This is a genomic window from Terribium retamae (genome assembly GCF_022347545.1).
GTDB lineage: Bacteria > Pseudomonadota > Alphaproteobacteria > Rhizobiales > Rhizobiaceae > Mesorhizobium > Mesorhizobium retamae.
Map to the genome: position 1 here is coordinate 20821 of NZ_JAKREW010000007.1, position 26755 is coordinate 47575.

The window sequence follows — 26755 nt, forward strand, 5'->3', positions numbered from 1 at the left end:
CATGACTCCCGACCTGCGCCAGATTTCCTTCAACACCAATCACGGAACTTCGACCATGGCGGCGTCGCCCGGCCTGATGAATGGCGAAACGTTCACAATTGCGGCAGCCGTGCCGATGCTGGTCTACCATCGACCCGGTCGCGCGCTGTCGACGCCGCTCGTGGTGTTTATACCCGGTGGCGGACATCTGGCGCGGGTTTCCTATGGTTATCCGGACGGCAACCCGCAGGATTTTCTCGACCATTGGCTCGGCGAGGCCGGCTATGGCTTTCTCGCACCATCTGTGGCAACCGGTCCACACTTCCCGGTATCGGCATCTTGCGACGTGACCCGGCTGCAATGGGCCGACGCATTGAGCGAACTTATCGCTGACGCCACGGCAACTGCCGGACAACGGCGGTCGGTGATCATCCTTGCGTGGAGTATGGCAAGCAATGTGGTGGGCCCGCTCGCCGTCGCCTTGCGCAAGCGAGGTGTCGACATCGAAGCGTTCATACCGATGGCGGCCCGGCCGCCCCTCCCATCGGGCTCGGGCGACGACCGGTCGATGGAACGGGTCGACGACAAGGGGTTTTGGGACGTCGCCGGATCACCGGTGTCCGGGGTTCCGCGCCGGCTGTCGTGGCTGGCGGAGATTGCCGCCATTGAGGCCGAACTTGGCCGCAAGGTGCTGCCCTCGAAAGACTATGAGAAGTATGTCCTCGTCGCGACGCCACCGGCCCTGAGGCACGAACGCGGCAGCCCCGCGGCGTCAGACGATCTCGACACTCTGCCCATGGCCTTGCCTATCGCGCCCACCGATCAGCGTGATTTTCGCCACGCGCTCGGCGACATCACCGGCTGGGCGCACATGAACGCACAGATCATCGTTCGTCGCTATGCAAGCTCCTATGCGGCACAGGGAGGATCGATGGATGCTACGAGCTGGACAAAGCTTTCCTCACTCGTCGCTGACCTTCCCAAGCGACTGGGCGCGACCATTGACGGCGGGCACTTCTTCTTCGTCGGCGAGCGCGGCGCCAGCGCCACTGCTGCCACCGTCATCAAATTGATGGCCCGAAACCAGGCCTTGCAGGCCGAGCTGGCGAGTCTCCTGGGAGAGCCCCGCACCAGCGTTTCAACCGATGGCTGAATGATGGACCAACCTGTTCGAACGCCATGCAGATATTTTCGAAGGTCGTTTGTCGATGGACAAATCACCTTACCTCAATCGCTCAAATCCACGACTTAAGGGTGACCTGAAAATGCTGATGCGAATGATCAAAGCTTGTACACTCCCGCTGTTATTCGTCGCGAATACGGCCTCGGCTGAACCTATCAAACTCGACGTCACCTATTCCTCGAACGCTTACACCAGCGTCCTCGAGCAAACCGTTGCAGCGTTCGAGAAGCTACACCCGGACGTCAAGATCAAATTCCGCACCCCAGTCCCAAACACCTACGATGAATTGCTGCAGACCACTCTGCGTTCAGCGGCAATCGGTGACCTTCCAGACATTTCCCTGCAGGGCAATCAGAGTATTCAGATTCTTGCTGCGCGCAATCTGGCTGTCCCTTTGAACGACTTGATCGCAAAGGACCCGAACTGGTCTGGTCTCGGCTACGCACCTTCATTGGACGAATTCGGCCAGCTTTCCGGCGAAAGCTATGCGCTTGCCTATGCCACGTCTGTACCGATCATCTATCTGAACATCGACCTTCTAACGAAGGCCGGCGTCACGGACATCGACGCACTTGATAACTGGGATGACCTGACCGCGGCGGCCAAAAAAGTTCAGGCGCTCGGCAACGACCATGTCGGTGGCCTCTTCGATTATCAGTCGGCGGGAAACTGGACCTTCCAGGCGCTGGTCACGTCTCAGGGCAAGCCGTTCCTGACCGCTGACGGGTCGGACATTGCGTTCGACGGCGAAAGCGGCCTCAAGGCGCTGCAGATCCTGCGTGATTTCGGAAAAACCGGTACCGTAGACATGACCCAGCCGCAAATGCTCCAGGCCTTCGCGTCGGGCACGGTGGGTGTGTTTGCATCCTACAGTGCGGCCATCGGTAAAATTGAAGAGGTGGCACAGGGCCGGTTCAAGCTGAAATCACTCCCGTGGCCGATGCTCACCGAGTCTGGGCGACTTCCGGCCGGGGGGCGTTCGCTCGTCATTCTCAGCCACGATAAGGCACGGCAGAAGGCAGCTTGGGAATTTGCCAAGTTCCTGGTCGGTCCGGAGGGGCAGACGATCCTTGTCAAGGGTGTCGGCGCGGTCCCGGTGAACACAATCGCCATCGATCGGCCGGACCTACTGGGCGACTACTATCGCGCAAATGAGAACAGCGCGACGGCATTGTCATCAGCAGCACGCTTGACGAACTGGAACCCCTATCCAGGCGCCGACCCGGTCAAGGTCAGCGACACGGTGAAGGATTACCTGCGTCGCGTGCTCATCAATCATGAGGACCCAAAGACGGTCCTCGGCGAAATGGCCGACAAGATCGATGGGATGATCCACTAAGTCCGTGCCCGGACAGGGCCATTTCGACCCGGAATGGCCCTGCTTCGGACCCGATCTACCTCAGATCCGCCGCAACCGAAGAACTTTCAAGGAAAAACAGATCTTGCTCGCCACCACCGACACAAAGCCAATCAGCGACATCGACCTTGAAATCATGTGGTCCCGCCTGATTTCGATTGCCGATGAGGCCGCTATCGCGCTGAAGAGAACAGCTTTCTCTACCATTGTCCGCGAGTCCAATGACTATGCTGTTGTTCTACTGGATGAAAACGCCGCAAATCTAGCTGAGAATTCCAGCGCTGTTCCGTCCTTCGTCGGCGTTCTCCCGCGAACCCTTTCCTCTTTATTGAAGATCACCCCGCCTGAAGAATGGCATCCAGGCGATTGTGTGGTGACCAACGATCCATGGCTCGGAACGGGTCACTTGCCTGATCTTGTCGTTGCTTCTCCCGTCTATTTCAAAAGCAAGCTCATCGGTTTTGTCGCCAGCGTCGCACACCTGCCGGACATTGGCGGAACGTCATTGTCGGCAACCTGTCACGACGTCTTCGAAGAAGGCCTGCGGATTCCGCCGATGAAGTTGCTTGATGGCGGCAAGGCAAACGCGAATCTGCTGGATCTGATCCGCGCCAACGTGCGCGTGGCCGACCAGGTGATCCCAGACATCTTCGCACAGATCTCCGCACATTCCGTGGCGCAAAAGGGGCTTTGCAACTTCCTCGCAGCCACGGGACTGAGTGACCTGTCGCGCGTCTCAGGCGCGCTTCAGGCAAAATCTGAAGCTGCGATGGGCCGGGCAATCATGGAATTGCCCGATGGCGAATATCGCGCTGTGGTCAAAGCGGACGGTTATGGCGATAGAGAGACGGAAATCCACTGCTGCCTGCGGGTCGATGGCGCAAACCTCTCGGTCGATTATTCCGGAACATCACCGCAAGTAAACTTTGGGATCAATTCTGTCCTCAACTACACGTATTCCTACACCGTTTATCCTTTGAAATGCGCTCTCGATCCTGAAACGCCGCATAATGAAGGTTCCTATAAAACGATAAAGGTCCACGCACCGGAAGGGTCGATTCTGAACCCTGTTTTCCCAGCACCCTGCAATGCGCGCCACCTGACCGGACAGCTTTTGGCGGGCGCTATCTTCGAATGCCTGGCGCAGGCGGCCCCGGACCGCATTTTGGCGGAATCAGGAAGCGCGCCCTCTCTTCGCGCCATGTTCAGCGGCGCCCGGGCAGACGGGGAGCGCTTCTCCCAGATGCTGATGTGTAGCGGAGGCATGGGCGCGAGTGCACGCGGCGACGGGCTGTCTTGCATGCCATTTCCGACAAACACCGGTGCCGGCAGCATCGAGATGTTCGAAGGCGCCGCGCCGTTGCTGATCCAGAGAAAAGAGCTCCTGGCGAGTTCCGGGGGACAGGGATGCTTCCGTGGCGGCCTGGGCCAGGAAATCGAAATCGAAGCGGTTGGGAAACGTCCCATCCAGGTTTCCCTGATGGTGGAGCGAACGAAATATCCGGCGCGAGGGCTTCAAGGCGGTGGCAACGGCTCGCCCGCAAAAGCAGCGTTGGGAAACGGCGTGTCACTCGACCCCAAGTCACGCGTGGAACTCCACCCTGGCGAAACCATCACGCTCAGCTTCGCCGGCGGCGGTGGATTTGGCAACCCCGCTGAACGCTCGCAGGCGCTGATCGCCTCAGACAAGGCCTCAGGTTACACGGCCTGATGGTCAGTTTCCCAAACAGCAAAGGCCATGGTGGAATGCCCAAGAAACTTCGCATAGGAGTCGACGTCGGCGGAACCTTCACCGATTTCGTACTTCTCAATGAAGAGACCGGCGAGGTCCATTTCTGGAAATCGCTGACGGACTACAGCGACATTGCCGACGCCATCGTAAAGGGCATGGAAGCTCTAACGGGGAAACACGGATTTCGCCTCGAGGACGTAGCTCATGTTGCGCATGCGACGACGCTCGTCACCAACGCGATCATCGAAAGGCGGGGCGCCCGCGTTGGCCTGATCACCACGCGCGGTTTTCGCGATACGCTCGAGATCGGTCGCGAGGCGCGCTATGATATTTACGATCTGTTTCTGGAACGGCCGGATCCGCTCGTTCCGCGCGAATTGCGCTGCGAAGTGCATGAACGGATCGACGCAAAGGGAACGGTCGTTCACCGGTTGCGGGAAGAGGACGTCACCGCCGCGCTCGATCTGTTCGAACGCCGCAGCGTCGAGGCCATCGCCGTTGCCTTCATGCATAGCTACCTCAACACGGATCACGAGCGCCACGTCCGGCGGCTAATCCATGATCGGATGCCCGGCATCCCGGTCAGCCTTTCCTCGGACGTGGCTCCAGAAATCCGCGAATACGAGCGCACCAATACGGCCTGCGCGAATGCCTATGTTCAACCGATAGTGCGGACATATCTCTCCAGTCTTGGCGAGCGCCTCAGAAAAGTGGGATTTTCTGGCAGTCTCCAGCTCATGTTCTCGGAAGGGGGTATGACGACTGCGCGCATTGCCTGCGACGAACCGATAAAGCTCATCGAATCCGGTCCGGCCGCCGGTGCCATGGCGTCGGTTTATTTTGCCAATGTCGCGAATGTGCGCGATGTGATTTCATTCGATATGGGAGGCACGACGGCGAAGATGTGTCTCCTCGAAAACGGGGAGCCGCGCCGTTCCAATGAATTCGAAGCCGCGCGCGCAAAGCGCTTCAAGAAAGGCTCAGGCCTTCCACTGAAATTGCCGGTCATCGACCTCATCGAAATCGGAGCGGGCGGCGGATCGATTGCCCATCTGAATGCGATGGGCCTTCCAAAAGTCGGACCGGTGAGTGCAGGCTCAAAACCGGGTCCTGCCTGCTACGGCCTGGGCGGCACTAAGCCCACCGTGACGGACGCCAATCTGGTCCTCGGCTATTTGTCGCCAAAAAATTCGCTTGGCGGCAAGGTTCAGCTCGACCTGGGAAAAGCGGCGAATGCGATCAGGGATGTGATTGCGGATGCCCTCGAAACAACGACGGTGGAAGGGGCCGCGGGCATTCATGACATCGTCAATGAAGCCATGGCCTCCGCGACACGGATGTATCTGACCGAAAACGGCAAGGATCCATCGAAGCAGAGCCTTCTCGCTTTCGGGGGAGCGGGTCCTTCGCATGCGTTTGGAATAGCAAGGCGCCTCGGGATCGATCGGATCATCATTCCTCCCGGGGCAGGCGTCATGTCTGCATTGGGGATGCTTGTTTCGTCCCCGACGACAACAGTATCGCGCAGTCATATGAGCCGTCTGTCCCTGATCGACTGGGCAGAACTCACCGCGATGTTTCGCGAGATGGAAGACGCGGGACGGGCGCTACTGATCGATGCCGGAACCGCAGACGGCGATATCATATTCGAGCGAAGCGCCGATCTGCGGTTCGCCGGTCAAGGATTCGAAGTCTGCGCTCCAGTCCCGCTGGGAACCTTCGATGCAGGATCGCGGCAGGCGATAGAGGACAGTTTCATTCAGGCCTATGAGGCCTTGTTTGGTCGCCGCATCGAAGGCGTGGAAATCGAAGCCACGACATGGCGGCTGAGGGCGAAATCGGCGCCTCGAGATCTCAACCTCAGGTTTCCGGTCGCAACCATGAACGGGTCGCCGCAGAAGGGCAGCCGCAAAGTCTGGTTTTCCGAAAGCGGTTATGTCGACTGCAAGATTCTGGATCGTCTCTTCATGCCTCCCGGCTTCGAATGCCTCGGTCCGGCTATCGTCGAGGAAACTGAGACGACAATCGTTGCGGGTCCGGGAAGCAGGCTGAGCGTTGATCCGTCGTTGAACGTCATCATCGATCTCGGGCCGGGGACGCACTAACACCCTGGGAACTTAGCGGCTTACGCCTGCCGACCAGTTCCCAGCATCAGCGCAAACGAAAAGAAATGGAAGAACGACATGGCAAACGCAGGCCTCAGCCCACACTCGCCGATCAGTCTTGAGCGGTCGACGCCGCCCGCTTCGGCATATCTGAAACTTGCGGTCCAGGACGGACTGCGCGCGCTCAGCGACTTGCCGCAAATCGACAACATGATGAGGCTGCACCGGTTCTCCGGCACGGAAGAGGACAAGTCGATAGCGGCCGAGTGGCTGACTGCTCGCTTTAAAACGTCCGTGGATCCGAAGCGCGTCATCCTGACCAACGGCGCTCAGAATGCAATGGTTCTGGCGCTGGCCTGCCTTGCGGGACAGGGCGACACAGTCCTGATGGAGCCGTTGAGCTACCACGGGTTCCGAAAACAGGCGCATCTTCAGGGGATCCGGACGGAATTCATTGCCATGGATGATGACGGCGCCGATCCCGAGGCGTTCGAAACGGCGTGCCGCGCGTTCAAACCCAAGGCGCTGTTCTTGATGCCGACGGTCCACAATCCGACGACTATAGTGATGTCGCGGCAGCGCCGGGACGAGATCGCCCGTATCGCGCGAAAATACGGGGTCAGCATTTTCGAGGACGATGTCTATGGCCTCCTCCCGCAAGATGCTCCGGTCCCTTTTGGGGCGTTAGCTCCTGATATCACCTGGCACATCACGAGCTTTGCCAAATGCGTCGGGGCAGGTGTGCGGGTAGGTTACCTTGTCACGCCTGATGACAAGGCAGCGCGGAAGACATGGGATCGCTTCTACGGCATGTCGTCCTGGTACCCGGCGTCGCTTTCCGTGGAGCTGCTGAACCTGTGGCTGGCAAACGGATCGATCGCCAAGATGGTGACCGGTGTGCGCGAAGAGGCGATCGCCAGACAAAAGATCGCGGTGAATTGCCTTGGTGACATTCCGTTTCAGACTCGGGACGATGCGCTTTTCCTTTGGGTCAACCTTGGAGGGATCATCGATCAGGATGAATTGGTCGCGCAATGCGCCTCCAGGAATGTGATCATCAGGCCGGGCCGGCTGTTCGCAACGGACCCGAAATATTCTCCAAATTGTGTACGCCTCGTCATCGGCAGCCCTGACAGCCGCGATGACCTGCAAGCGGCAATGACGGTGATCGGAGACTTGCTGCAGTCTGCGCGTGGGGCAAGGGCAACATCGGGAGCGATGGCCCGATGAATAGCGGTCCGCGCTTCCTCATTGTCAGTTTCGACGGACTTCGCCCTGACCTGATCTCCGCCACACTGACGCCCAACCTCTACCGCTTGCAGTCCTTGGGCGTCACCTTGTCGAACCACCGCACGGTCTATCCCAGCGAAACTCGCTCAGCTTTCCCGAGCCTTGTTACCGGCGCTACGACCAGCCGGCACGGCATGGTCGGCAACAAATATGTCGACCGTTCCGTTACGCCACAGCGCTACATCGACACGGCTGATGCGATTCTCTTGCGCCAGCTCGACCTCGAGAGCGGCGGCCGGTTGATGTCGGCCCCAGCGCTCGGCGAAATCCTCGCTTCGGCCGGACGCAGCCTCGCTGTTCTGGCGACGAACACGCCTGGGACCACCCGCTTCTTCCACCACAAGGCGGAGGATTTTGGGCATGTGCGGCTTTCGGGCCATTTTCGGGAGGCCTGTACACCGGACGAGGTGTTGGCGGAAGCCGAAGACCGCTTGGGTCCATTGCCACCCGAGCCTCCCAAGATCGAGCCCAACACCGTCGGCCAAGACTGGATCACCTCGGCTTTCCTTAATGTGGTCTGGCCCAAATGCCGACCGGACGTCACAATCCTCTCTTATGGCGAACCTGACGTTAGCTCGCATTTTCATGGTACAGGTGCCGAGGCGACTTGCGGCATCATCGCCCATTGCGATCGCGAGTTCGGCCGCGTGCTCGACTGGTGGGAAGCGGAAGGCCGTGCCGCCGGCGTGCAGATCATCGCCGTCTCGGATCACGGGCACATCACCGGCCATACCCGCGTCTCCATCGCCGACAGTCTGTGCGATGCCGGTTTCAGGCCAGGCATCGCGCCTGCGCCTGATGTGGATCTCGTGGTCGTACCTGGTCAGGTCGGCGCGCTTTATCTCGCCGATCCAACTGACGCAGAAGTTGCGCGCCTGGTGACCACGATCACGAGCCAGAGATGGTGTGGGCCGGTCTTCACCCGCGCGAAGAACGAGACCGAGGGTATCGCTCCCGGCAGTTTCGGCAACCATCTTGTGTTCGCCGATCATGTCCGCGCACCGGACGTCTCCTTCTCCTTCCGCGCGGATGACGGTTTGGATCCCTTCGGGCTTATCGGAGGCACCTTCTACGACAACGACCGCCGCACTGGCCTCGGCGTCCATGGCGGTCTACATCCGAAAGAACTGGCTGCAGTCGGCATTGCCGCCGGATCGCTTTTTTCGCAGGCAGGGCCTGTATCCGTCACTCCTTCTGGGATTTGCGATCTCATGCCCACGATCCTCCATACCATGGGAGTCGGAATACCAGAAACGTCAACCGGGCGGGTATTACACGAAGTGCTGACACCGAACGGCAACGCGAAGCCACAAATCCGGCGCGACACCTTCGAAGCCCGCATCGGTAACTTCCGACAGATCTTACGGCGTGTGTGGGTCAACGACAGCATCTACGTTGAGGCGGGAATGGCAGAGAGCTGAGAGCTTGGTGCCATTCGGCGCCTTCGCGGCGCACAAGCTGGGAGCTTACGCTTAAATCGAACGTCGACATCGACGAACCGGTCTGGCGGTTTTGAGGTCTTCACGGGCGCGGGGCGTACGCGGGACTGGTCAGCCGAAGACAAGGCGCGGATCGTTGCGGAGAGCTTTGAGCCGGGCGCGACGGTGAGTGCCGTCGCCCGCCGTCACGCCTTGTCGCCGCAGTAGTTGTTCACCTGCCGTCGCGAACTCCGCAAGGTCGCGGATGCGGTGCCCGCGTTCGTGCTGGCGGTGATGGCACCAGGACCTGTACCCAGGAGTATGGTGCGGGCGGTCGGACTCGAACCGACATATCCGTAAGGACGGCGGATTTTGAATCCGCTGCGTCTACCAATTCCGCCACGCCCGCACATTGCCGCCGATTGTAGCCCAGGTTGTCGGCTCCTAGCCGGCTCGTAGCGCCATTTCGGCGTTTTTCTCACTCACCTCTCCTACACCGCCACCGCCTTGAAAATCCAGCGTTTTCACGTTGTCGTGATTTTCTGTGGATTGGTAAACAAACCACTTTTTGAGCCCGGTGTTGGTCGTCGTCGCGCCGATCAGTTTCGACCACGGAGAGGCGGTCGGTCAACGGACGGCCGCGCCAGTTCTGCGTGATGTGGCAGAACAGTCGGTGCTCTATTCTGTTCCACTTCGATGTGCCCGGCGGATAGTGACGGGCGTGAAGTGTGAGCCCGCTCTCGTCGGCGAGCGTCTGGAGCTCGCGCTTCCACAGCCGCACGCGCATCCCGTTCGAGCCGCCGCAGTCCGCCGTGATCGTCAGCTCGTGGGCACGCGGATAGCGCCCGCGCCCCATGCGCTCGCGCCACGTGCGGATCGATTGGACTGCGAACTCGGCCGTGTAGGCGGTGATCCCGACGCTGACCCAGCCCTCGATGATAACGATCACGTTGAGGCGAAGCGGCCTTGCAACCGCTTTGATAAGGGAAGCGGTTCATCACGTGAAACAAGCCGGCGGCGAGTGGCTTCATGTCGATGTCGATCTCACCTCCGTTCCTTTCTACTTCGACGCTTGCAGCTTCAGGCCAAGGGATGCCGGTCCATCCGACTCAAGTAGTAGTGGGATCGCGAGGTCCGCTTCATGAAAGTGCTTCGGCCACTGCATGCCTCAGTCCAGTCGTGCGTCGACCGACAGCTCGGGGTCGTGGGTGGGTGCCCTCCATAATGCGGAGCCGCCCTTTGCCTCCGCGCCCGCGCCCATGGCTGCCACCCCGATCGCGCAGACATCATCGCCGAGTACGGCCGGCAAAATCGGAATGTCGCGCACATCTTCGGCAAGGATGAAAGGCCGGGTAAGTTCTGCGAGGCGAGCATTGATGGCCGGGTTCCCGCCCATTCCGCCACCGATTACGACCTTTCCGGGATCCAGCATATTGATCATCTGCCCCAAATAGGACGCTATGGACAGAAGAGAGGTTTCAAGCAGTTGTTTGGCCCGCGGGTCAGTTGCGGCGGCCAGGAACAGATGTTTGCCCGTTGTGGTGGGATCGCCTGTCAGCGCCCCGTAACGCCTCCCAAGGGCTTTGCCGCTGGCAAGGAGTTCAAGGTTGTGCCTAACCTCGACGGGTTCCGGAGCATCCGTGAAGGTCACCAGCTCACTGTTGCCGAAATGAATCGCATAACCGCGTTCCCCGCGGTAGGGTCGGCCGTTGACGACCAATGTGAAGGCTACGCCGGTTGAGAGTGTCACATACACGAATGTCTGCGCATCCCGGCCGGCCCCGATCCAGCCCTCTGCGAACGCGGCGCTGCGCACATCGCTTTCGATGAGAACCGGAACGACCTTCGACAGTGCGGCTTTGTAGCTCAGGTTCCGCCATTCAAAATTGAATGCCGTCCCCGGCTCGCCCCGGTTGGTAACCAGTTCGGGGAGGCAGACCCCGAGTGGACATTCCGCCTCATGAACGCTCGCCGCATGGCTCCGCACTTCGGCCTCCAGCGCAACCGCCAGATCGAGCACGGCTTGACCACCCTCGCAGCAGGGAGTTACGACGGTCTTGTCGAACAGGACAGCTCCATCGGCGATCCGGACCAGGCATGCCTTCGTTTTGGTGCCGCCGATATCAATGCCGATGGCATGGCTTCCCCTGGCGTTCATTGCAGGCCCTCGGCCGCGCTGCGGTCGGCGTGCAACTCGCCGCCCCGGCATTCCGCAACAATGGTAGCCGGCCAAGCCGGATCATACGTCGTGGCCTCGGCGAGGCGGCGGCAGGTAGCTTGCTTACCTGAGCCCCATACGATCATGCCGGCCGCCGCCGACAGCTGGACGATTGATGCAACGCCTACGGTGATGCCGTGCCGGGGAACCTCCTCAAGCGAGGTAAATTCTGGGAATGTGGCCAAGTTATCCCGCCGGGTCTGCTCGCCCATCTCCACGATCCTGCTTGTCGCCTGTCGCGACGTGCCAGGCGGATTGAACGCGATGTGGCCGTCGCCCGCTCCCGACGCCAGAATGAAGAAGTCGATGCCGCCTGCCGCCGCGATCCGTCCGTCATAGGTATCGGGTGCGGTATGGTCAGGTAGCCAGAGATTTTCGAGACGAACCCGCCAAGCCTCGGGAAGCACGGCGTTGAGACACCCGACGATATGCCGCTCTCCAAACCCCCGGCAGGAAAAATGTGCGGAGGCCGGCGGGGGCTGCAGCGTCCCCGCTGAAGTCTCCACAAGGTACTCGTCCATCATGACAATGATCAGCCGCGAGCAGTCGATGGCGTTCTCGGCGAGCAACGACGCCAACCCCTCGTAGATCGGCATGGGACTGCGGCCCGAAGGGCAGCCGAGCACATAGGCACGGCCAGTCTCGTTTGCGGTTTTGATGCCAGCCAAAATGCGCCGAGCCAAGTGCATTCCGACATCGCTCGGCGTCTCGTGGATACGAACTTTCATGTCATTAATCCTTGCCCTCACGGGATCGGTTGGAAAATCCGCTAACGTCGGAATGCCCGAAGCCTGTCGATGCGTCGCAGCCCGTCCGAGGTTTTGCGCATGTCGAGGAAGTCCGTAAACGTGAATACGCAAATGCCTTCGGCCGCGCTGGCTTCCACGCCATCCACGGCCCGCAGGAATTCTTCCGTCTCGATCTTCTCGGCGCGACCCCGTCCGGCATGCATGCCCTCAAGGTAAAGAGCATTGCCCTGAATCGTGCAGACGGTTGTTTTTTGGCTCCTGCGTTTGATATCGGAGGCGATCTGCCCGGGCCAGGACGCATCGCGCCTGAGGATCTGGTGGTAGGCCATGACCTCAAACACGTCGGAAACCTCAGCAAGACGCGCCGGGCTTTGACCAAAGACCTCTTCGACCGCATTATCGAAGTCATCCAGGAAAAAGGGTAACGTGTTGATGGCAATCTTCACATCCGGCTTTATGGTGCGAAGGGCATTGCGGATGGACCCTACAGCGCGCGTGGTCACGCTGCATTTCCAGTCGCGCCACCCACTGCGATGTTCCTGGGCCAGCAAACGCGCTGCGGTCGCGGGATCTTTGTCGACAACGTCGATGCCGGTGTCGGCATAGAAGCGTCCCAGCGTGGCCCGATCGTACGAATAATCCGGCATTTGGCCGCGCTCAACGTCGGGCAGCCATATTTCCCAGAAGCCCGGCCATCGGATGAAGCCGAGGTGCACCCCGTCGGGCTCCAGCGCGGCGACAGCCTTTTTCAGCAGGCCGATCTTGTAGGCCATGAACTCCCGCCGATCGGGCGGTAAGGCAATGTACCAGTCCGCTTTCTCCTCGCGCTGGCCAAACTGGTCGATCGGAAGCAACTCTGGATGTGTCGCAATGTACTTCGGGTCAAAACCGACGTTCAGGCTGGCAAAATAAGCAATACCCCGCGCCTGGAGGGCGTCACGGAATTTGCGGTCATCGAGCGTTTCAAAGCGAGCACGTTCCAGCGCTGTAGGGATGCTTTCGATGGCAGTGTCCTGCATCGGCAGGAGACGACTTTGCGCAAGCACGTACGTGACGCCCATAGTGGAAAGCACATCCGCAGCTTCCTCAGGCTCCAGCTCGTGACCCAGATACCAGGCATTGTCGTAAATCTTCATTCCGACGCGGGGATCAAACATAAAAATCAGGCTCCATTCATGGAAGCGGCGCCGTCGGCGCCGCTTTATTTGGCAAACTTCCTCACCACTCGCCTTTGAACTGGTCGACGTTGCCGGCGGTGATCTTGGCCATGGGAATGACATTCCGCTTTTCGGGAAGGGATTCGCCCTTGGCGAGCGCGAGCGCAAACTTCAAAGCCTGCTCGGCATCTTTTGCCGGCGATTGTTCGACCGTGCCGTAAACCAGGCCCTCCTTGATCGCCTTGAGGCCGTTAATGGTGCCACCGGTTCCGACGACCTTGATGTCGCTGCGGCCCGCCGCCTTGAACACCTCGGCCGCAGCAGCCCCACTGTTGTCATCCTGCGCGAAGACGCCGGCGAGGTCGTCGCTATAGGCCGTCAGGAAGGCTTGGGCGACGTCCTTGGCCTTGACCGGATTCCAGTCGGCGGTTTGGGCGCCGATAATGGTAATGCCGGACTTCAGTTCCGCGAGACGATCCTTCAGGCCCTGGGTCCGCGCGAGCGTCGTGCTCTGACCGGGTGAGCCTTCGATGATGGCGATGTTGCCCTTGCCGGCCAAAGCCTCGTTGAGCAGCTCCGCGGCAAGCCGGCCTTGCACATAGTCATCCGGGCCGGAAAAGCCTGCAAGGAAGTCTTGTGCGACTTTCGCGGGTTCGTTCGACACGGCGAGGATTGGAATGCCGGCATCGTGGGCCTGTTTCAGAGCAGGCGCCACTGCATTCGCGTCAAGGGATGTGACGAGCAGGACGTTGACCTTACGGTTCACGAGTGACGCAATATCCGTACTCTGTTTGGCAATGTCGCCGTCGGCGCTGAGTGTCACCACCTCGACATCGCCAGCGTTCTTGGCTGCAGCTTCGAGCGCATTGCTGAAGGCCGCGATGTACGGCCAGCCGAGATTCGGCTGCGAATGACCGATGACGATCGGTTCGGCCGAAGCCGCAAGTGGTATGGCCATTAGGATCGGGAGGACCGAGCAACGCAGTAGTTTTCCGAAGATTCTCACGAGTATTCCCCTTTCTTGGATTCCAGCCGGAACGCCGGCCACGGCGGCGCAGGTGTTCTCAGCGTTGCCGCAGGCGCAGGAGCACACCGTCGATGACCACTAGCGCGATGAGCATCGTTCCGATAACCATCCGCTGGTAATAGGAGGGCATGCCGAGAAGATTCATTAGGTTGACCAGCGATCCCACAAAAAGGAGACCGGCCATGGCGCCGGGGATTGAGCCCTGGCCTCCGCGCAGGCTCGCACCCCCGATCAGGGCGGCCGCAGCAGCGGTCAATGGGGTTGCATCGCCCACGATCGGTGAGCCCGTTCCCAACCTGGCGGCAAGCAGGAAGCCCGCCAGACCTGCGAGAAGCCCTGACAATCCATAGCACTGCAGCTTGATAGGCGAGACGGCCAGGCCTGACATGGCGGCCGCCCTTTCGTCCGCGCCGACGGCATAGACATGCCGACCCCAGGCGCGCCAGGAGAGAAGCACATGTCCCAGGAGTGCAATGATGATCATCGCGATGAACGCGTAAGGCAGGGGATATCCGCCGCCGAGTGCCAGGAAGGTGTCGTCGAGTCCGACGACCGGCCGCGTGTCGGTGTAGGCAAGGGTTGCTCCCCGCACGATGACCATGACGGCGAGCGTGGCAATGAAGGGATTGATCCGGAGCCGCGTCACAAAGCCTCCCGAAAGAAGCCCGGCGAGGCCGCCGAAAACAGCAGATCCCACAATGGAGGCTAGCAGGCCGTAAGGCAGGAGAACGATTGCGGCCACCCCGCCCATCGCGAGCACCGAGCCGACCGCCAGATCGAACCCGCCGGCGATCATGACAATGGTCATGCCGATGACGACGATCCCATCGATGGAAACGGATTCTGCGAGCGTTCGTAGATTGCCGACCGACCAGAAGCCTGGAACGAAACTCGCCAGCACCAGCAACGGTATCAGCGGCGTGCGGATGACGAGCCCGATCACCAACGCTTTGAGGGAGGGTGATGTCATGGCGCCAACTCCACGCGTCGGAGCGAGTAGAACGCGACAGCACCGGCGAGCACGACCCCCTGTACCAGCAGCTGGATGGGATACTGGTAATTCAGGATGGTCATCACATTGTTGATGACCGCAATGACCAGGATCGCCGCCGCTGTATCGGATGGCCGCCCCATGCCGCCGCTTAGACTGGTTCCGCCAAGGACGACGGCCGTGAGTGCGGGAAACGCGTACCCGCCGATGGCGGATGGGTCGACGTTGCCGACAAGCGAGGCTATGAAGATGCCCGAGAGTGCGGCCAGCATTCCGGACAGGACAAAGGTCAGGGTGCCGGTCCATACCACGCGGATGCCGGCGCGCCGGGAGGCTTCCTCGTCGCCGCCGATACCATAGACGTGTCGGCCGAACACAGTCCGGTCCATCACAACGGACAGCACCACGACCAGAACCACGAACAGGTAGACAGGCAACGGAATACCAAACAACTTGGCGTTTGCGAGCCCGGAAAAGCCGGCAGCCATGTTGTCGGTACGCACATGCTGCCCGGAAACACCTGCCAGCACCGCGCCGAACAGGAAGAACTGCATCCCAATGGTGGCGACGATCGAATTGGCCCGGGCTTTGTATACCACGAGACCATTGACGGCGCCGATAAAGGCTCCCGACATAAGGGGAAGGATGATAGCCAGGGCGATACTGGCTGGATCCGACGGACCGATGACCAACGCCATCACTGCCGCCATCATGACGATCGCGCCGGTGGAAAGGTCAAACTGCCCCCCGATGAGAACCACCGTCATTCCGAGCGCGACAATGCCGGTGACTACGCCCTGCTGCAGGACCGTCACCATATTGTAGGGGCTCAGGAAACGGTCCGAAATGAAAGCTGCGATGATGACGACCGCGATCAGGACCATCCAGATCGGTGAGATGAAGCGGCCCAACAGGCGGCGGCGCTTGACCGAAGTGCTCATTCCGCACGTCCTGCAGGCAGGCGGCGGCCGCGGATGATCATATCCACCACTTCGTCTTCGCTGCTTTCACTGGGAACCACGGAGCCGACGATCTGCCCGCCCTTCAGCACCACGATACGGTCGGCAAGCTGCATAACGTCGCGTACGTCATGGCTAATCAGCAGGATGCCGATGCCCTGCGCGCGCAAGCGCTTGATCAGTTCCGCGACCTGTGCCGTCTCATGGGGTCCGAGCGCGGCGGTCGGTTCATCCATGATCAGCAGGCGGACATCAAAGTGAATGGCACGGGCAATGGCGACCGCCTGACGCTGTCCGCCTGACATCTGGCGTACCGGGCGCTCGACATCCACCAAGTTGGGATTGAGCTCAATGAGTGCCTTGGCAGCTTCCCGAGCCATACGCTTCTTGTCGAGGAAGCCGAGGGTGGTTTTCAACTCTCGCCCCAGGAAGAAATTGGCCGGGGCATCCAGATTGTCAGCAAGAGCCAGGGTTTGGTAAATCGTCTCGATGCCGTGATGACGCGCATCAACCGGCGAGCCGAACGTCGTCATCTGGCCGTTGACACGGATTTCCCCCGCCGTTGGCGGGAACACGCCGGAGAGAATCTGCACCAGGACGGACTTTCCCGCGCCGTTGTGGCCGACCAAGGCGACGACCTCCCCTGCCGCCACCGACAGGTCAACGCCTTTTAGCGCATGCACCCCGCCGAAGTGTTTTGTGATGCCTGTTAACTGAATGAACGGTACGTCAGCCAACCTTTTCCCCCATGCAGGAACATTTTTCTATTCATAACAGGCTCACGCGTTAAATCAAGTTCATTGTTTTAATTTAATCGGATATTCGAGGTGTCATGTCCAACAGATCGATTCCAGAATCCAGCCAATTATCCGCGAACACTCCGGCGGATATGCGCAGCCATAACCGTCGCGTCATCCTTCACGCCCTCAGGCTGCACGGGAGCTTGTCCCGAGCCGAACTCGCTCGCACCACGGGTCTGACGCCGCAGGCAGTTGCCAACATCGTGGAGGGTCTTGAGGCCGCAGGACTGGTGCGCCAAGCGGGCCGGCGAAGATCCAGCCGTGGCCAGCCGCCCATCGAGATCGAAATTTCCAAGGATGGCGGCTATGCCCTGGGCATACGTGTCGACGACAGTCATCTTCTTGCCGTTGCGGTCAATCTCGTCGGCGAAGTCATCGAGACACGGCGTGATGCCCGCCTTCCCCGGGATACCGGGGAATGGGTGGACTACGTGGCCGAGATCCACGTGGGTTTTGCAGAAAGGCACAATGTCGACAGGTGCCTTGGCGTCGGGATCGTGACGCCGGGCCCCTTTGACGTAGATTGGCCGGGAATCCCCTCTCCGGGCAGTGTTCGCGCGCTGCAAAGCCGGAACATCGTCGAGCGGATTGCGCTTCGCACCGGCGTGGACGTCTTTCTGGAAAACGATGCCACGGCGGCGGCGATCGGCGAGCGGCTCTACGGAGAGGCAAAGGATGTCAATAACTTCTTTTACGTCTTCGTTGGCGAAGGTGTTGGCGGTGGTATCGTGATCCGTGGCCAGCCTTACCGCGGCTTTCGCGGCAACGCAGGCGAGTTTGGTCATATCATCGTGGATCCTGCAGGACCGCAATGCTATTGTGGCAACAAGGGCTGCCTCGGCGAGTATCTTTCGCTCGCTTCTATGCGACAGTCGTTGGGGCCGGATTTCGATTTATCCGATGGCAACCACCCCGATTTTACCCGATGGATCCTTCAAGCGGCCCAAGCCTTGTCCGTTGGGTTGGCAAGTGTCGAAAACCTGTTTGATCCGGAGATCGTGATCATTGGTGGAACCGCCCCGACATGGATGCTCAACCGCCTGGTCGAAGCATTAGGAACTCTGCGCCCATCGGTTCGGCAGGACGGTGGCCAGCAGAGGCTTCGCCTGAGTAAACTCGGTGAGGAAAGTGGAGCTCTCGGAGCTGCCGCGCTGCCCATTCTCGCAGCGACGAGTTCCGTCTAGACGGGCAGCGCTGACGGTATGTGATCTCGGGGAGCGCCGACGCCGCAAATCATTCAATTCGAATGATCGCCACGGTCTCCGATCCTCGCAACAAATATTGACCAGTTGTCCCATATGGTTTTATGCCGCAACCCTGTAGCCGCAAAGTTGACGTGTCCTGTTTCTGCAAAGCTGGAACGTCACACTCCCGGCTTCTCGATGCGCTGGTCAACATGAACGTGAGGAGGAACCTTAATTGCCTGCTGCTTGCGCTAATGACGTAGTGTCAAGCCCGGGGCCACTCAGAAGGAAGGGGGTGTTATCGCGGTAATCGTTGCGTCGTGCAGCGATCCCCGTAAGGTGATGTCACGTTAACCTGAGGAGTCCACAATAAACCCTGCTTTGTTGATTTCAGGCGAGCACGCCCGCTGCGGCTTCCAAGCCGCCATAGCCTGAAGGCGGTGAAGGTGGGTGGCGAGGGCAGAACGCCGGGAATGGGGCGGAACGAACAGGTTTCTGACTGCTGAAAAAACCGGCGTGAACCGCTGCAGACCTCATGTGGATCGAAAGCCCTGCATCATTCGCTCCCGCTTTCTCAGTGGGAGACGCGAATTCTCAGTCCTGTTGTTCAGGCCCTTGTGGGACCGGTGCTCGACCATTGGCATGACCTGCCTCCTGACCGCCCCATATGAGGGCAGTTTGTCGGTGATGATGCGCTTGGGTGCCCTGCCCTGCTCTTAATCAGCCGGGTCAGCAATCGCTTGGCCGCTTTGGTATCACGGTGGCAATGTTCGCCAAGGGGCAAGGGGGGACAGTCCGGCGATAGTGTCACTGCCGTCGCACGGATGCAGGGCGCAGGCGTTTCTCCCGCAGCCCGAACGATCCTACCTGCGGGTCAGGCACGGGCGGGCCGCTCCAGCCCGAGATGGTCGCGCAGAGTATGGCCCTCATAGACCGTGCGGAAGAGCCCGCGCTCCTGCAGGACAGGGACAACGAGTTCGACGAATTCTGCAAGCGAGCCCGGCAGGTAAGGGAACATTAGAGTGTAGCCGTCCACCGCGCCGGAAACAAACCAGTCTTCCAGCTGGTCGGCGACCGCCCGCGGATCGCCGACGACAATCCGGTGGCCGGCACCGCTCGCCACGCGCTGGGTGACCTGCCGCAGGGTCAGATTGTCACGATCCGCCATGTCCTTCAGAAGCCGGTAGCGGCTCTGGATCCCAGTCACGGCACTAAGATCAAGCTCGGGGAAAGGACAGTCCGGAGGAAAACCCGAAAGATCGATGTTCAGCAACTCGGTGAGGAGCGCTGTGCCGGCATTTTCGCCGAGCAAGCCGTTCAGTTCGTCCTGCTTCCTCCTGGCTTCCTCGGTGGTCCGTCCTATGAAGACCAGCACGCCAGGCAGGAAGCGGATGGAATCGTCCGTCCGACCATTTTGCCGCGCAATGGCGCGGATCGCCGAGCTCACAGCCGCCGCCTCCTCGCGGGTCTGCGCGGCCAGAAACACCGCATCGGCCGTTCGCGCGGCAAATTCGCGTCCCGCGCGCGAGGTTCCCGCCTGGAAGAGAACGGGACGGCCTTGCGGTGAACGCGGCAGGTTGAGAGGTCCGCGAACGTTGAAGTAGGTTCCGACATGATCGATGGTGCGGATCTTCGTCCTGTCGGCATAGGCGCCGCTGTCCTTGTCGGCAATCAGGGCGTCGTCGCTCCAACTGTCCCACAGCTTCTTGGTAACCTCGACGAACTCCGTTGCGCGCGCGTAGCGCTCGTTGTGCGAGAGCTTCTGCGTGGCCTCGAAGTTGCGCGCTTCGGGTTCGCTTGCGGTGGTCACGATGTTCCACCCGATGCGGCCGCGGCTTAGGTGATCGAGCAGGCCGAACCGGCGAGCGATATTGAAGGGCTCGTTGTAGGAGGTCGACGCCGTTGCCGCCAAGCCCACCCGTTCGGTTGCAGCGGCCATAACCGGCAGCACGGTCAGGGGATCGATGCGAAACGGAACTTCCCAGATTGTCTGCTGCTCTGCCGACCGAGGCTCCGTCAGGGCAAGAATATCGGCTAGGAACACGAGGTCGAAGAGGCCGCGTTCCGCAATCTGCGCCACGTTTTGATAAAAGGAAGGATCCAAGATGGCGTTGGTCGCCGCGAGCGGGTGACGCCAGGAGGCAATGTGGTTTCCGGGCTGGCCGCAAAATGCTGCAAGGTGCATCTGTCGGGATTTGGGGATCGCCATGTCTATACTCCAGTCAGGGGCGCCGTCTGAGAAGGCTGTCCGGCCGATTTTGCGACGTAGGCCGCAGAAAGCTGCGAGATGGCGGCCGTCAGCGCCTTGCAGGTCGTGTAATAAAAGAGCGTCACAAGCGAATAGATGAGCACCGGGTCGATGACGTGGTTGTTGACGAGGACTGCGGCCCGAAAGAAATCTTGAATGCCAAGGGGATAGAGAAGCGTGCTCAGCTTGTAGACAACGATGGAGGTGGTTCCGATGGCGGGGACCGCTGCTGGCAATGCCTGGGGCAAAATCACCTTTAAAATGCTTGCGCGGCGCGAAAGGCCGGTCGTGATTGCCGCATCCCACTGCAAGGGATCAACACCCGCCACCGCCCCACGCACGGCTTCGCAATAATAGGTGCTGGATATGCTCCCCAGCGCGATTACCGCCGCCAGCTCGGGTGTAACCGTCAGTCCAAGCAGTTCGGGCAGTGCGAAATAACATCCAAGGATGATCAGTAGTGGCGGCAAGGCCTGAACAAGCATCACAAGTGCACCGGCTAGAGTCCCCGGCCACCCGCCGACCAAGCGGCAGGAGGCAAGTAGCGAGCCGCCAATCAGGCCGATTGAAGCGCCGGCCAGGGAAAAATAGAACGTATTGATGATGGCTGTTAAGAAGAATTGTCTCGCTTGGGCCAGCGCTTCCCACCGGCTGGAATCGACGGTGATGGCAAGCAAGAGAATGGCCGCAGCAATCGTTGCCGCTGGGATGAAGGATGGACGGGTCATCGTGGTGACCCGCGCAGCTTGCCGCGCTCCCAGAACCAGCCGAGACTCATCAGCGGAAGGGTCAGGATTGCGTAAGCGACCGCGGCTGCGACGAATCCGTGCGTGTAGGCAAAGGTGCGGTTCTGGAAGGCTTCGACCGAGGCCGTCAGGTCAAAGACGCCAATGAGCGACACGGTCGATGAATTCTTGATGATTTCGACCGCTTGCAGCACGAGCGCGGGAGAAACTAACCGGAGCGCAACGGGGAGCCGGATCAGGAAAAAAGTGTGGGTGCGGGAAAGGCCGGTTGTCAGTGCGGCATCTTCCAACTCATGCGGCACCTCTTTCAGCCCGCCGTAGAGGATGGATGCCGCGAAAGCCGATTGGTGCAGCACAATGGCGATAACGGCGCACCAATTTGCATCGATCCTGATCAGGTAGAAGCAGACGAAGAGCTTTATCACCATTGGAACATTGATGCATACGTCGATCATCCAGGCGACGGCCCGCCAGCGCGCGGCAAGCCCAGTCGCAAGGCAAAGCGACAGGACGATCGCAAAGACGAGACTGACGAGACTGAGCCAAAGTGTCGTCCCGAAAGCGGGGGCGAGCTGAACCGCGATATCGATGATCGTTTCGGTCATGGGCGGATTTCTTTTTGGCCGGCGGCTGGGCTATGGCCGACCGACGACGTGCTGATGTGGCGGGCGCCGGCTACCGACGCCCGCTGGCTTTGGCGTTACTTCACAATGCCAGGCTGTAGGCCTCGGTCAGACCACAGATTGAAATTCGGCTTGTAGCCGTAATTCTTGTTGTAAAGCTCGGCGAACTCACCGCTTGCCCAGAGCCCCTGAAGTGTCCAGTTCAGATAGTTGCGCCATTTGGAGTCGTTCTGGCGAAGGACGATCGCTTGAGGATCGGAGAAGAAGGCGTCGCCAACCTTGACCTCGTCGCCGAAGCGCTTTGCATAAGTGGACGCGGAGAATCTGTTGAGCAGCACCGCATTGGTCTGCCCGGCCCGCAGCGCATTCACCGCGTCGTCATACTGCTCAAAGTAGGTTACATTGCCGTTTGGAACCGCTGCCTTGAAAAGCTCGGCAGCGTAGTTGTTCTTAGTCGTCGAGACCGTTTTAGGCGGGCCATACTGGTGGATGTCGCCGCTGTCATCCTTGCGAATGAGCGGAACGACGTAGTCCCAGTTGTAGACAATCGTAAAATCGACAACTTCCTCGCGCTCTCTCGTGGGCGTGGTCGATCCGAAAACCGCATCAATGTCACCACGCTGGATAGTCGGAACCGCCTGCGTAATCGGCTTCAGTTCAAGTTTGACACCAAGCTTTTCCGCGACAGCCTTGGCAAGATCCGGAGCGAAACCGACCGGCGCTCCGTCTATGCCGATACTTCCATGCGGCGGGGCGTCTGGTGCGATCCCGATGACCAGCGTTCCGCGCTCCTTGATGATGTCCAGAAGAGATTTCTGCTGTTCGGCCTTTGCTAGGTTTGGAGCGATCAATAGGGCAGCCATCAGAACGGCTTTCATCAGACGGTTTTTCATAAGCATCTCTACGTTTTCGATTAGTGGTGGAGGACTTGGTCGAGGAACGTGCGGGCGCGCTGAGTCTGCGGCGCTTTGAAGAAGTTTCGGCTGTCCGAGAGTTCCACGATCTTGCCCTCGTCCATGAAGGCGACGCGGCGGGCGACCTCCCGGGCAAAACCGAGCTCATGCGTCACGACGACCATTGTCGTGCCTTCCAGGGCGAGGCGGCGCAGCACGTCCAGGACTTCGCGGATCCGCTCTGGATCAAGCGCTGATGTGGGCTCGTCCAGAAGCAAGACTTGCGGTTCGAGCGCCAGCGTACGCGCAATGGCAACACGTTGCTGCTGGCCGCCGGACAATGTTGCCGGGAGGGCCGTCGCTTTTGCTTCCATGCCAACGCGCGCCAGTTCCGCTAGAGATCGGTCCTCGGCCTCCTTATGGCTGAGCCCGCGCGTCAGTCGAAGAGCGAGGGTGACATTCTGCAGTGCCGTCATGTGGGGATAGAGGGCGGGCTGCTGGAAGACGAAACCGATGCGCCCGAGGAGCGCTTTCGAGCGCAGGGCGCGCCGATCGACCTGCAGGCCTCCAAGCCGTACCTCACCCTTATCCGGGCGCTCTAGCCCCGCCATGATCCGCAAGAGAGTACTTTTTCCGGACCCGCTCGGTCCGCACAGGGCCAGCGTTTCTGCGGGCTTTACCTGCAGATCGACGTCCATGAGGACCGCCCACGCGCCATAGCTTTTCGAGATGTGAGTTGCCTGTAGAAAGCTTGTGACCGTCACATTCATCGTGGGTGAACTGTCGTTGGAATTGCGACGATGAGTACGGCACCGACCAGTTTGCGATGCGACATTCCGGGACCACCTCTCATCAAATACCGCGCCGAGACGTCCTGGATCGGGCCCGACCAGGACGCAGCAGACAATATCTACTATATCTATAGAAATTCGGAGAAAGAGCCCCAACGTTCTGAAACTCGCTTTGTGGTGGGAAAATCATGTCTTTCCGTGTCGGCTTTTTGGAAATGAAGGCATGTCGGGACTTTGCAGCAAGACAGCTCTGCGGAAAATCTCCATAAATAAGGCCTGAGGCATCGACGCATGCCGCGATGCCGCCAGCAATTCCAGCGGGTCGTGTTCGACCCAGCCCGGTTGCGGGTAATGCTGCGCGTGGCGGGCGGAATGCGCGATCCGATAGTGGCCTTCGGTCGTGGCGACCAGCACGCGGGTCGAGATCGCCCCTTGAGCGATCTCTGCGATGCGCATCCCGCCCAGCGGCGTGGTTCAAACAGAACATACCGAGACGAGAGAAGCGGCTTTGACACTGGCCGCCCACGCTGCCAACACTGACCCGTATCTAACTGGAGATGTGAACTCATGCCGCAACTGGCCCAAACCCCGATCAGCCGCTACCCCGTGCCTGAGCTTGACGCGATACCAGAGGACATCCGCACCCGCATCCTCAAGGTGCAGGAGAAATCCGGCTTTATTCCCAACGTCTTCCTTATGCTCGCTTACCGCCCGGACGAGTTCCGCGCCTTTATGGCTTACCACGACGCCCTGATGGATAAAGAAGGCGGAATCACCCCAGCCGAGCGCGAGATGATTGTGGTCGCGACCTCAGCGGCCAACCAGTGCCAGTATTGCATCATTGCCCACGGTGCGATCCTGCGTATCCGCGCCAAAAACCCCCTGATTGCCGATCAAGTCGCAGGCAACTACCGCAAGGCGGACATCACGCCGCGCCAACGAGCCATGCTGGACTTTGCCATGAAGGTTTCGCAGCAGGCTCAGACGGTAGACGAGGCTGACAGCGTGGTGCTACGCGAGCATGGGTTCAGCGATGATGAGATTTGGGATATCGCGGCCATTGCCGCTTTCTTCGGCATGTCGAACCGTTTGGCCAATTTCACTGGTCTGCGCCCCAATGACGAGTTCTATACACTTGGTCGCAGTTGAAGACCTGTTCGTCGGCTCAGATGGGTAACCTTCTCGCTGATGGCTTCGTTGTCCTTTCGTGAGCAAGGCGTGTCGAAATCCGGCAATCCGCGGCTGCGAACGACGATGGATCAACTCGCCTGGCTATGGCTGCGTCATCAACCGCAATCGGCGCTTGCTCTCTGGTTCCGTGGACGCGTCGAGCAAAACGGCGGGCGGATGCGTAAGACAATGATTGTGGCGCTCGCCCGCAAGCTGCTAGTCGCACTCTGGAAGTATGTGACCGCCGGCATCGTGATCGAAGGCGCCGTGATGAAGGCTGTTTGACCTTAATCCCGTAATCCGCCAGGACCCGATCAGTCCTGGCCGATCCAGGTGGATGAACCAATACCTGGCATGGCCTGAATGCAGCCGTCCTGAACGGCGACCGCATGTGAGGTTGATCGTGCTCGGAGACGGCCGGTCATGCAATCGGGCTCAGACCTTGGATGCCGAACAGTCCTGGAGTTCTGCTCATGCGTTGCTGAATTTAACCCTTGACCCCAAGAAGCCCATGTGAGGCCAGATACCAGCGCACGCACAGCAGGATCACGGATCGATCGAAATGGCGGCCTTTGAACATGACAAACTCCCGGAAAAAGGAGCAAGCGTCATGCACCAAATGACCTTTCCGAAAAGTTTGCGACAGAACCATCCCAGCTGCTAGCTGTTTCAGGTCCTAGTCGATGCGTCGAATTTTCTGCTGGTTCCCACCGCAGATTGCCACGGGGCGAGTCCTTTTGTGCCGGGTTGTCGGCCTCTGAACCTCGACATCAGATTTTCACTACCTCCATCTGCGGGCGGATCTTCGGGCCGATGGAGAAAGCCATTATCGAAGACAAAATCATGACAGCGCCGACGATGTACATTGGGATTTCGTAGCCCCCCGTCACATCCTTCACTGCACCGGTAACGTAGGGTGCCGCAAACCCGGCGGCGTTGCCTATCGAGTTAATGAGTGCGATGCCTGCCGCCGCACCTGCTCCGGAAAGAAATCTGCTTGGCAGGGCCCAGAAGGTGGGAAGCACGCAGAAAATCGAGCATGCCGTGATCGTCACAACGGCGATTGTCGTCTCCGGCGAATTCATGAGCAACGCTACTGGAACGCTGATCGCGCCTGTCAGCGCGGGTATGCCAATGTGCCAGGCCCGAACGCCGCGCTTCGTCGCGTCGGCGCTCCAGAAATACAGTGCGATGGCAGCTGCCAAATATGGAATGGCGATGATCAGGCCTTTCTCAAACACATCGAATTTGGTGCCGAATTTCGTCTCAAAGCCTGCGATAACGGTGGGCAGGAAAAAAGCGAGCGCATAGAGGCCGTAGACCATACCGAAATAGATGGCAGACAGCAGCCATACACGTCCATTGGTCAGCGCGCTCCTGACGCGATGGCTTTTCGGATCATGAGATTTGGACTTGCTTTCCGCCTTGAGCTGACCATCAAGCCAATTCCGCTCCTCGTCCGTAAGCCAATGGGCATCCTTCGATGAATTTGGAAGATAGAACAGCGCGGCCACGCCTACGATGATCGCCGGAGCACCCACGCCAAAAAACATGATGCGCCAGCCTTCGAGACCGAAGAGCCCATGCGCTTCAATCAGCAGCGATGCGAGCGGTGCACCAATCACCGTGGTAAGCGGTTGGGAAAGATAGAATAGCGACAGGATCTTGGTGCGCTGCGATGACGGTACCCATGTGCTGAGATAGAGAATGGCGCCCGGAAAAAAACCCGCCTCCGCAATGCCCAGCAAAAACCGCAACCAGTAAAGGCCGGAAATGCTACTGACCCACGTAAAGAGTACCGCGACGATACCCCACGTGATCATGATACGAGCAAGCCAAATGCGTGCGCCGAATTTCTGAAGCGCCAGATTGCTCGGAACTTCGAGAAAGATGTACCCAATAAAGAAGATGCCTGAGGCAAAGCCGAACTGCGCGGCGGTCATGCCCAGATCCTGCGTCATGCCGTTGGGGCCAGCGAACGAGATAGCGGTGCGGTCAAGGAAGTTGATGAAGAACATCAGCGCGATGAAGGGCACCAGCCGCCAGCAAATTTTTCGAATTGTTCTCGATTCAATCGCACTTGGTTTCGCGCGCTCGTTTGTTTCCATATTCATAATAATCCTCCCCGTTAATGA

23 protein-coding genes, 1 tRNA gene and 3 pseudogenes are annotated in these 26755 nt (G+C 59.7%); 10 read left to right on the plus strand and 17 right to left on the minus strand.

Annotated elements, in window-relative coordinates:
- The first annotated feature begins 1 nt into the window (after window position 1).
- The 7 genes from L4923_RS09935 to L4923_RS31080 all read left to right on the plus strand — a co-directional run bounded on the left by L4923_RS09935 (window position 2) and on the right by L4923_RS31080 (window position 9292).
- A complete protein-coding gene (locus tag L4923_RS09935) occupies window positions 2–1132 on the plus strand; it encodes a hypothetical protein (RefSeq protein ID WP_239364272.1) in 1131 nt (376 codons plus the stop codon).
- A 118-nt stretch (window positions 1133–1250) separates the two neighbouring features.
- Window positions 1251–2501 (plus strand): extracellular solute-binding protein, encoded by a 1251-nt coding sequence (locus L4923_RS09940; RefSeq protein ID WP_239364275.1) that lies wholly within the window; start codon window positions 1251–1253, stop codon window positions 2499–2501.
- Between the two features lie 103 nt (window positions 2502–2604).
- Window positions 2605–4230 (plus strand): hydantoinase B/oxoprolinase family protein, encoded by a 1626-nt coding sequence (locus tag L4923_RS09945; RefSeq protein ID WP_239364277.1) that lies wholly within the window; start codon window positions 2605–2607, stop codon window positions 4228–4230.
- A gap of 35 nt (window positions 4231–4265) precedes the next feature.
- A complete protein-coding gene (locus L4923_RS09950) occupies window positions 4266–6356 on the plus strand; it encodes a hydantoinase/oxoprolinase family protein (RefSeq protein ID WP_239364283.1) in 2091 nt (696 codons plus the stop codon).
- Window positions 6357–6434: 78 nt separating this feature from the next.
- Window positions 6435–7586, plus strand: a complete 1152-nt coding sequence (locus L4923_RS09955) for an aminotransferase-like domain-containing protein (protein WP_343302964.1) — start codon at window positions 6435–6437, stop codon at window positions 7584–7586.
- The gene (locus L4923_RS09960; RefSeq protein ID WP_239364287.1) at window positions 7583–9067 is read left to right on the plus strand and encodes an alkaline phosphatase family protein; all 1485 of its coding nucleotides are present in this window, start codon (window positions 7583–7585) and stop codon (window positions 9065–9067) included. The genes L4923_RS09955 and L4923_RS09960 overlap by 4 nt, the downstream gene beginning before the upstream one ends.
- Before the next feature lie 12 nt (window positions 9068–9079).
- A complete protein-coding gene (locus tag L4923_RS31080) occupies window positions 9080–9292 on the plus strand; it encodes a transposase (protein WP_343303019.1) in 213 nt (70 codons plus the stop codon).
- A 94-nt stretch (window positions 9293–9386) separates the two neighbouring features.
- Here the strand turns inward: L4923_RS31080 and L4923_RS09970 are convergent.
- From L4923_RS09970 to L4923_RS10010, 9 genes and pseudogenes are all read right to left on the minus strand, one after another.
- Window positions 9387–9473 (minus strand) — tRNA-Leu (locus tag L4923_RS09970).
- Window positions 9474–9634: 161 nt separating this feature from the next.
- Window positions 9635–9998 (minus strand): annotated as a pseudogene (locus tag L4923_RS09975) (ISAzo13-like element transposase-related protein); the annotation flags it as partial.
- Between the two features lie 234 nt (window positions 9999–10232).
- Window positions 10233–11222, minus strand: coding sequence for an ROK family protein (locus L4923_RS09980; RefSeq protein ID WP_239364289.1), 990 nt, complete (start codon window positions 11220–11222; stop codon window positions 10233–10235).
- Complete coding sequence (locus L4923_RS09985) at window positions 11219–12010, minus strand: 6-phosphogluconolactonase (RefSeq protein WP_239364292.1); 792 nt, start codon at window positions 12008–12010, stop codon at window positions 11219–11221. Before L4923_RS09985 ends, L4923_RS09980 begins: the two co-directional genes overlap by 4 nt.
- A 41-nt stretch (window positions 12011–12051) precedes the next feature.
- A complete protein-coding gene (locus L4923_RS09990; protein ID WP_239364295.1) occupies window positions 12052–13188 on the minus strand; it encodes a glycoside hydrolase family protein in 1137 nt (378 codons plus the stop codon).
- Window positions 13189–13249: 61 nt separating this feature from the next.
- On the minus strand, window positions 13250–14146 hold the full coding sequence (locus L4923_RS09995) for a sugar ABC transporter substrate-binding protein (protein WP_239364298.1): 897 nt from the start codon (window positions 14144–14146) through the stop codon (window positions 13250–13252).
- Window positions 14147–14252: 106 nt separating this feature from the next.
- Window positions 14253–15185 (minus strand): ABC transporter permease, encoded by a 933-nt coding sequence (locus tag L4923_RS10000; RefSeq protein ID WP_239364301.1) that lies wholly within the window; start codon window positions 15183–15185, stop codon window positions 14253–14255.
- Window positions 15182–16147 (minus strand): ABC transporter permease, encoded by a 966-nt coding sequence (locus L4923_RS10005; RefSeq protein WP_239364310.1) that lies wholly within the window; start codon window positions 16145–16147, stop codon window positions 15182–15184. Before L4923_RS10005 ends, L4923_RS10000 begins: the two co-directional genes overlap by 4 nt.
- Window positions 16144–16902, minus strand: a complete 759-nt coding sequence (locus L4923_RS10010) for an ATP-binding cassette domain-containing protein (RefSeq protein WP_239364313.1) — start codon at window positions 16900–16902, stop codon at window positions 16144–16146. The genes L4923_RS10005 and L4923_RS10010 overlap by 4 nt, the downstream gene beginning before the upstream one ends.
- Before the next feature lie 95 nt (window positions 16903–16997).
- Between L4923_RS10010 and L4923_RS10015 the strand changes: the two genes are divergently transcribed.
- Window positions 16998–18149, plus strand: a complete 1152-nt coding sequence (locus L4923_RS10015; RefSeq protein ID WP_239364316.1) for an ROK family transcriptional regulator — start codon at window positions 16998–17000, stop codon at window positions 18147–18149.
- Window positions 18150–18539: 390 nt separating this feature from the next.
- Here the strand turns inward: L4923_RS10015 and L4923_RS10020 are convergent.
- The 7 genes and pseudogenes from L4923_RS10020 to L4923_RS10050 all read right to left on the minus strand — a co-directional run.
- Window positions 18540–18909 (minus strand): annotated as a pseudogene (locus L4923_RS10020) (DDE-type integrase/transposase/recombinase); the annotation flags it as partial.
- A gap of 114 nt (window positions 18910–19023) precedes the next feature.
- Window positions 19024–20358 (minus strand): LLM class flavin-dependent oxidoreductase, encoded by a 1335-nt coding sequence (locus tag L4923_RS10025; RefSeq protein ID WP_239364319.1) that lies wholly within the window; start codon window positions 20356–20358, stop codon window positions 19024–19026.
- A 2-nt stretch (window positions 20359–20360) separates the two neighbouring features.
- The gene (locus tag L4923_RS10030; RefSeq protein WP_239364322.1) at window positions 20361–21125 is read right to left on the minus strand and encodes an ABC transporter permease subunit; all 765 of its coding nucleotides are present in this window, start codon (window positions 21123–21125) and stop codon (window positions 20361–20363) included.
- Window positions 21122–21748, minus strand: coding sequence for an ABC transporter permease subunit (locus L4923_RS10035; protein ID WP_239364325.1), 627 nt, complete (start codon window positions 21746–21748; stop codon window positions 21122–21124). The genes L4923_RS10030 and L4923_RS10035 overlap by 4 nt, the downstream gene beginning before the upstream one ends.
- A 95-nt stretch (window positions 21749–21843) precedes the next feature.
- Window positions 21844–22659 (minus strand): substrate-binding periplasmic protein, encoded by an 816-nt coding sequence (locus L4923_RS10040; protein ID WP_239364327.1) that lies wholly within the window; start codon window positions 22657–22659, stop codon window positions 21844–21846.
- 20 nt (window positions 22660–22679) lie between these two features.
- Window positions 22680–23357, minus strand: a complete 678-nt coding sequence (locus tag L4923_RS10045; RefSeq protein ID WP_239364328.1) for an amino acid ABC transporter ATP-binding protein — start codon at window positions 23355–23357, stop codon at window positions 22680–22682.
- A 279-nt stretch (window positions 23358–23636) separates the two neighbouring features.
- Complete coding sequence (locus tag L4923_RS10050; RefSeq protein WP_239364329.1) at window positions 23637–23906, minus strand: hypothetical protein; 270 nt, start codon at window positions 23904–23906, stop codon at window positions 23637–23639.
- 111 nt (window positions 23907–24017) lie between these two features.
- Between L4923_RS10050 and L4923_RS10055 the strand changes: the two genes are divergently transcribed.
- Complete coding sequence (locus tag L4923_RS10055) at window positions 24018–24599, plus strand: peroxidase-related enzyme (protein ID WP_425530928.1); 582 nt, start codon at window positions 24018–24020, stop codon at window positions 24597–24599.
- 60 nt (window positions 24600–24659) lie between these two features.
- Window positions 24660–24905 (plus strand): annotated as a pseudogene (locus L4923_RS10060) (IS110 family transposase); the annotation flags it as partial.
- A 485-nt stretch (window positions 24906–25390) separates the two neighbouring features.
- Here L4923_RS10060 and L4923_RS10070 read toward each other — a convergent pair.
- Window positions 25391–26734 (minus strand): MFS transporter, encoded by a 1344-nt coding sequence (locus L4923_RS10070; protein WP_239364330.1) that lies wholly within the window; start codon window positions 26732–26734, stop codon window positions 25391–25393.
- Between the last annotated feature and the right edge of the window lie 21 nt (window positions 26735–26755).

Bases quoted from the DNA above. Each gene is read 5' to 3' on its own strand.
- L4923_RS09950 (WP_239364283.1), top strand. From the start codon at position 4,266: ATGCCCAAGAAACTTCGCATAGGAGTCGACGTCGGCGGAACCTTCACC.
- L4923_RS09980 (WP_239364289.1), bottom strand. From the start codon at position 11,222: ATGAACGCCAGGGGAAGCCATGCCATCGGCATTGATATCGGCGGCACC.
- L4923_RS10035 (WP_239364325.1), bottom strand. From the start codon at position 21,748: ATGACCGAAACGATCATCGATATCGCGGTTCAGCTCGCCCCCGCTTTC.
- L4923_RS10055 (WP_425530928.1), top strand. From the start codon at position 24,018: ATGCCGCAACTGGCCCAAACCCCGATCAGCCGCTACCCCGTGCCTGAG.
- L4923_RS10025 (WP_239364319.1), bottom strand. From the start codon at position 20,358: ATGGCGATCCCCAAATCCCGACAGATGCACCTTGCAGCATTTTGCGGC.
- L4923_RS09995 (WP_239364298.1), bottom strand. From the start codon at position 14,146: ATGGCCATACCACTTGCGGCTTCGGCCGAACCGATCGTCATCGGTCAT.
- L4923_RS10030 (WP_239364322.1), bottom strand. From the start codon at position 21,125: ATGACCCGTCCATCCTTCATCCCAGCGGCAACGATTGCTGCGGCCATT.
- L4923_RS09960 (WP_239364287.1), top strand. From the start codon at position 7,583: ATGAATAGCGGTCCGCGCTTCCTCATTGTCAGTTTCGACGGACTTCGC.
- L4923_RS10015 (WP_239364316.1), top strand. From the start codon at position 16,998: ATGTCCAACAGATCGATTCCAGAATCCAGCCAATTATCCGCGAACACT.
- L4923_RS09990 (WP_239364295.1), bottom strand. From the start codon at position 13,188: ATGTTTGATCCCCGCGTCGGAATGAAGATTTACGACAATGCCTGGTAT.
- L4923_RS09935 (WP_239364272.1), top strand. From the start codon at position 2: ATGACTCCCGACCTGCGCCAGATTTCCTTCAACACCAATCACGGAACT.
- L4923_RS10050 (WP_239364329.1), bottom strand. From the start codon at position 23,906: ATGCGCATCGCAGAGATCGCTCAAGGGGCGATCTCGACCCGCGTGCTG.
- L4923_RS10040 (WP_239364327.1), bottom strand. From the start codon at position 22,659: ATGAAAAACCGTCTGATGAAAGCCGTTCTGATGGCTGCCCTATTGATC.
- L4923_RS10000 (WP_239364301.1), bottom strand. From the start codon at position 15,185: ATGACATCACCCTCCCTCAAAGCGTTGGTGATCGGGCTCGTCATCCGC.
- L4923_RS10005 (WP_239364310.1), bottom strand. From the start codon at position 16,147: ATGAGCACTTCGGTCAAGCGCCGCCGCCTGTTGGGCCGCTTCATCTCA.
- L4923_RS10070 (WP_239364330.1), bottom strand. From the start codon at position 26,734: ATGAATATGGAAACAAACGAGCGCGCGAAACCAAGTGCGATTGAATCG.
- L4923_RS10045 (WP_239364328.1), bottom strand. From the start codon at position 23,357: ATGGACGTCGATCTGCAGGTAAAGCCCGCAGAAACGCTGGCCCTGTGC.
- L4923_RS09940 (WP_239364275.1), top strand. From the start codon at position 1,251: ATGCGAATGATCAAAGCTTGTACACTCCCGCTGTTATTCGTCGCGAAT.
- L4923_RS09955 (WP_343302964.1), top strand. From the start codon at position 6,435: ATGGCAAACGCAGGCCTCAGCCCACACTCGCCGATCAGTCTTGAGCGG.
- L4923_RS09985 (WP_239364292.1), bottom strand. From the start codon at position 12,010: ATGAAAGTTCGTATCCACGAGACGCCGAGCGATGTCGGAATGCACTTG.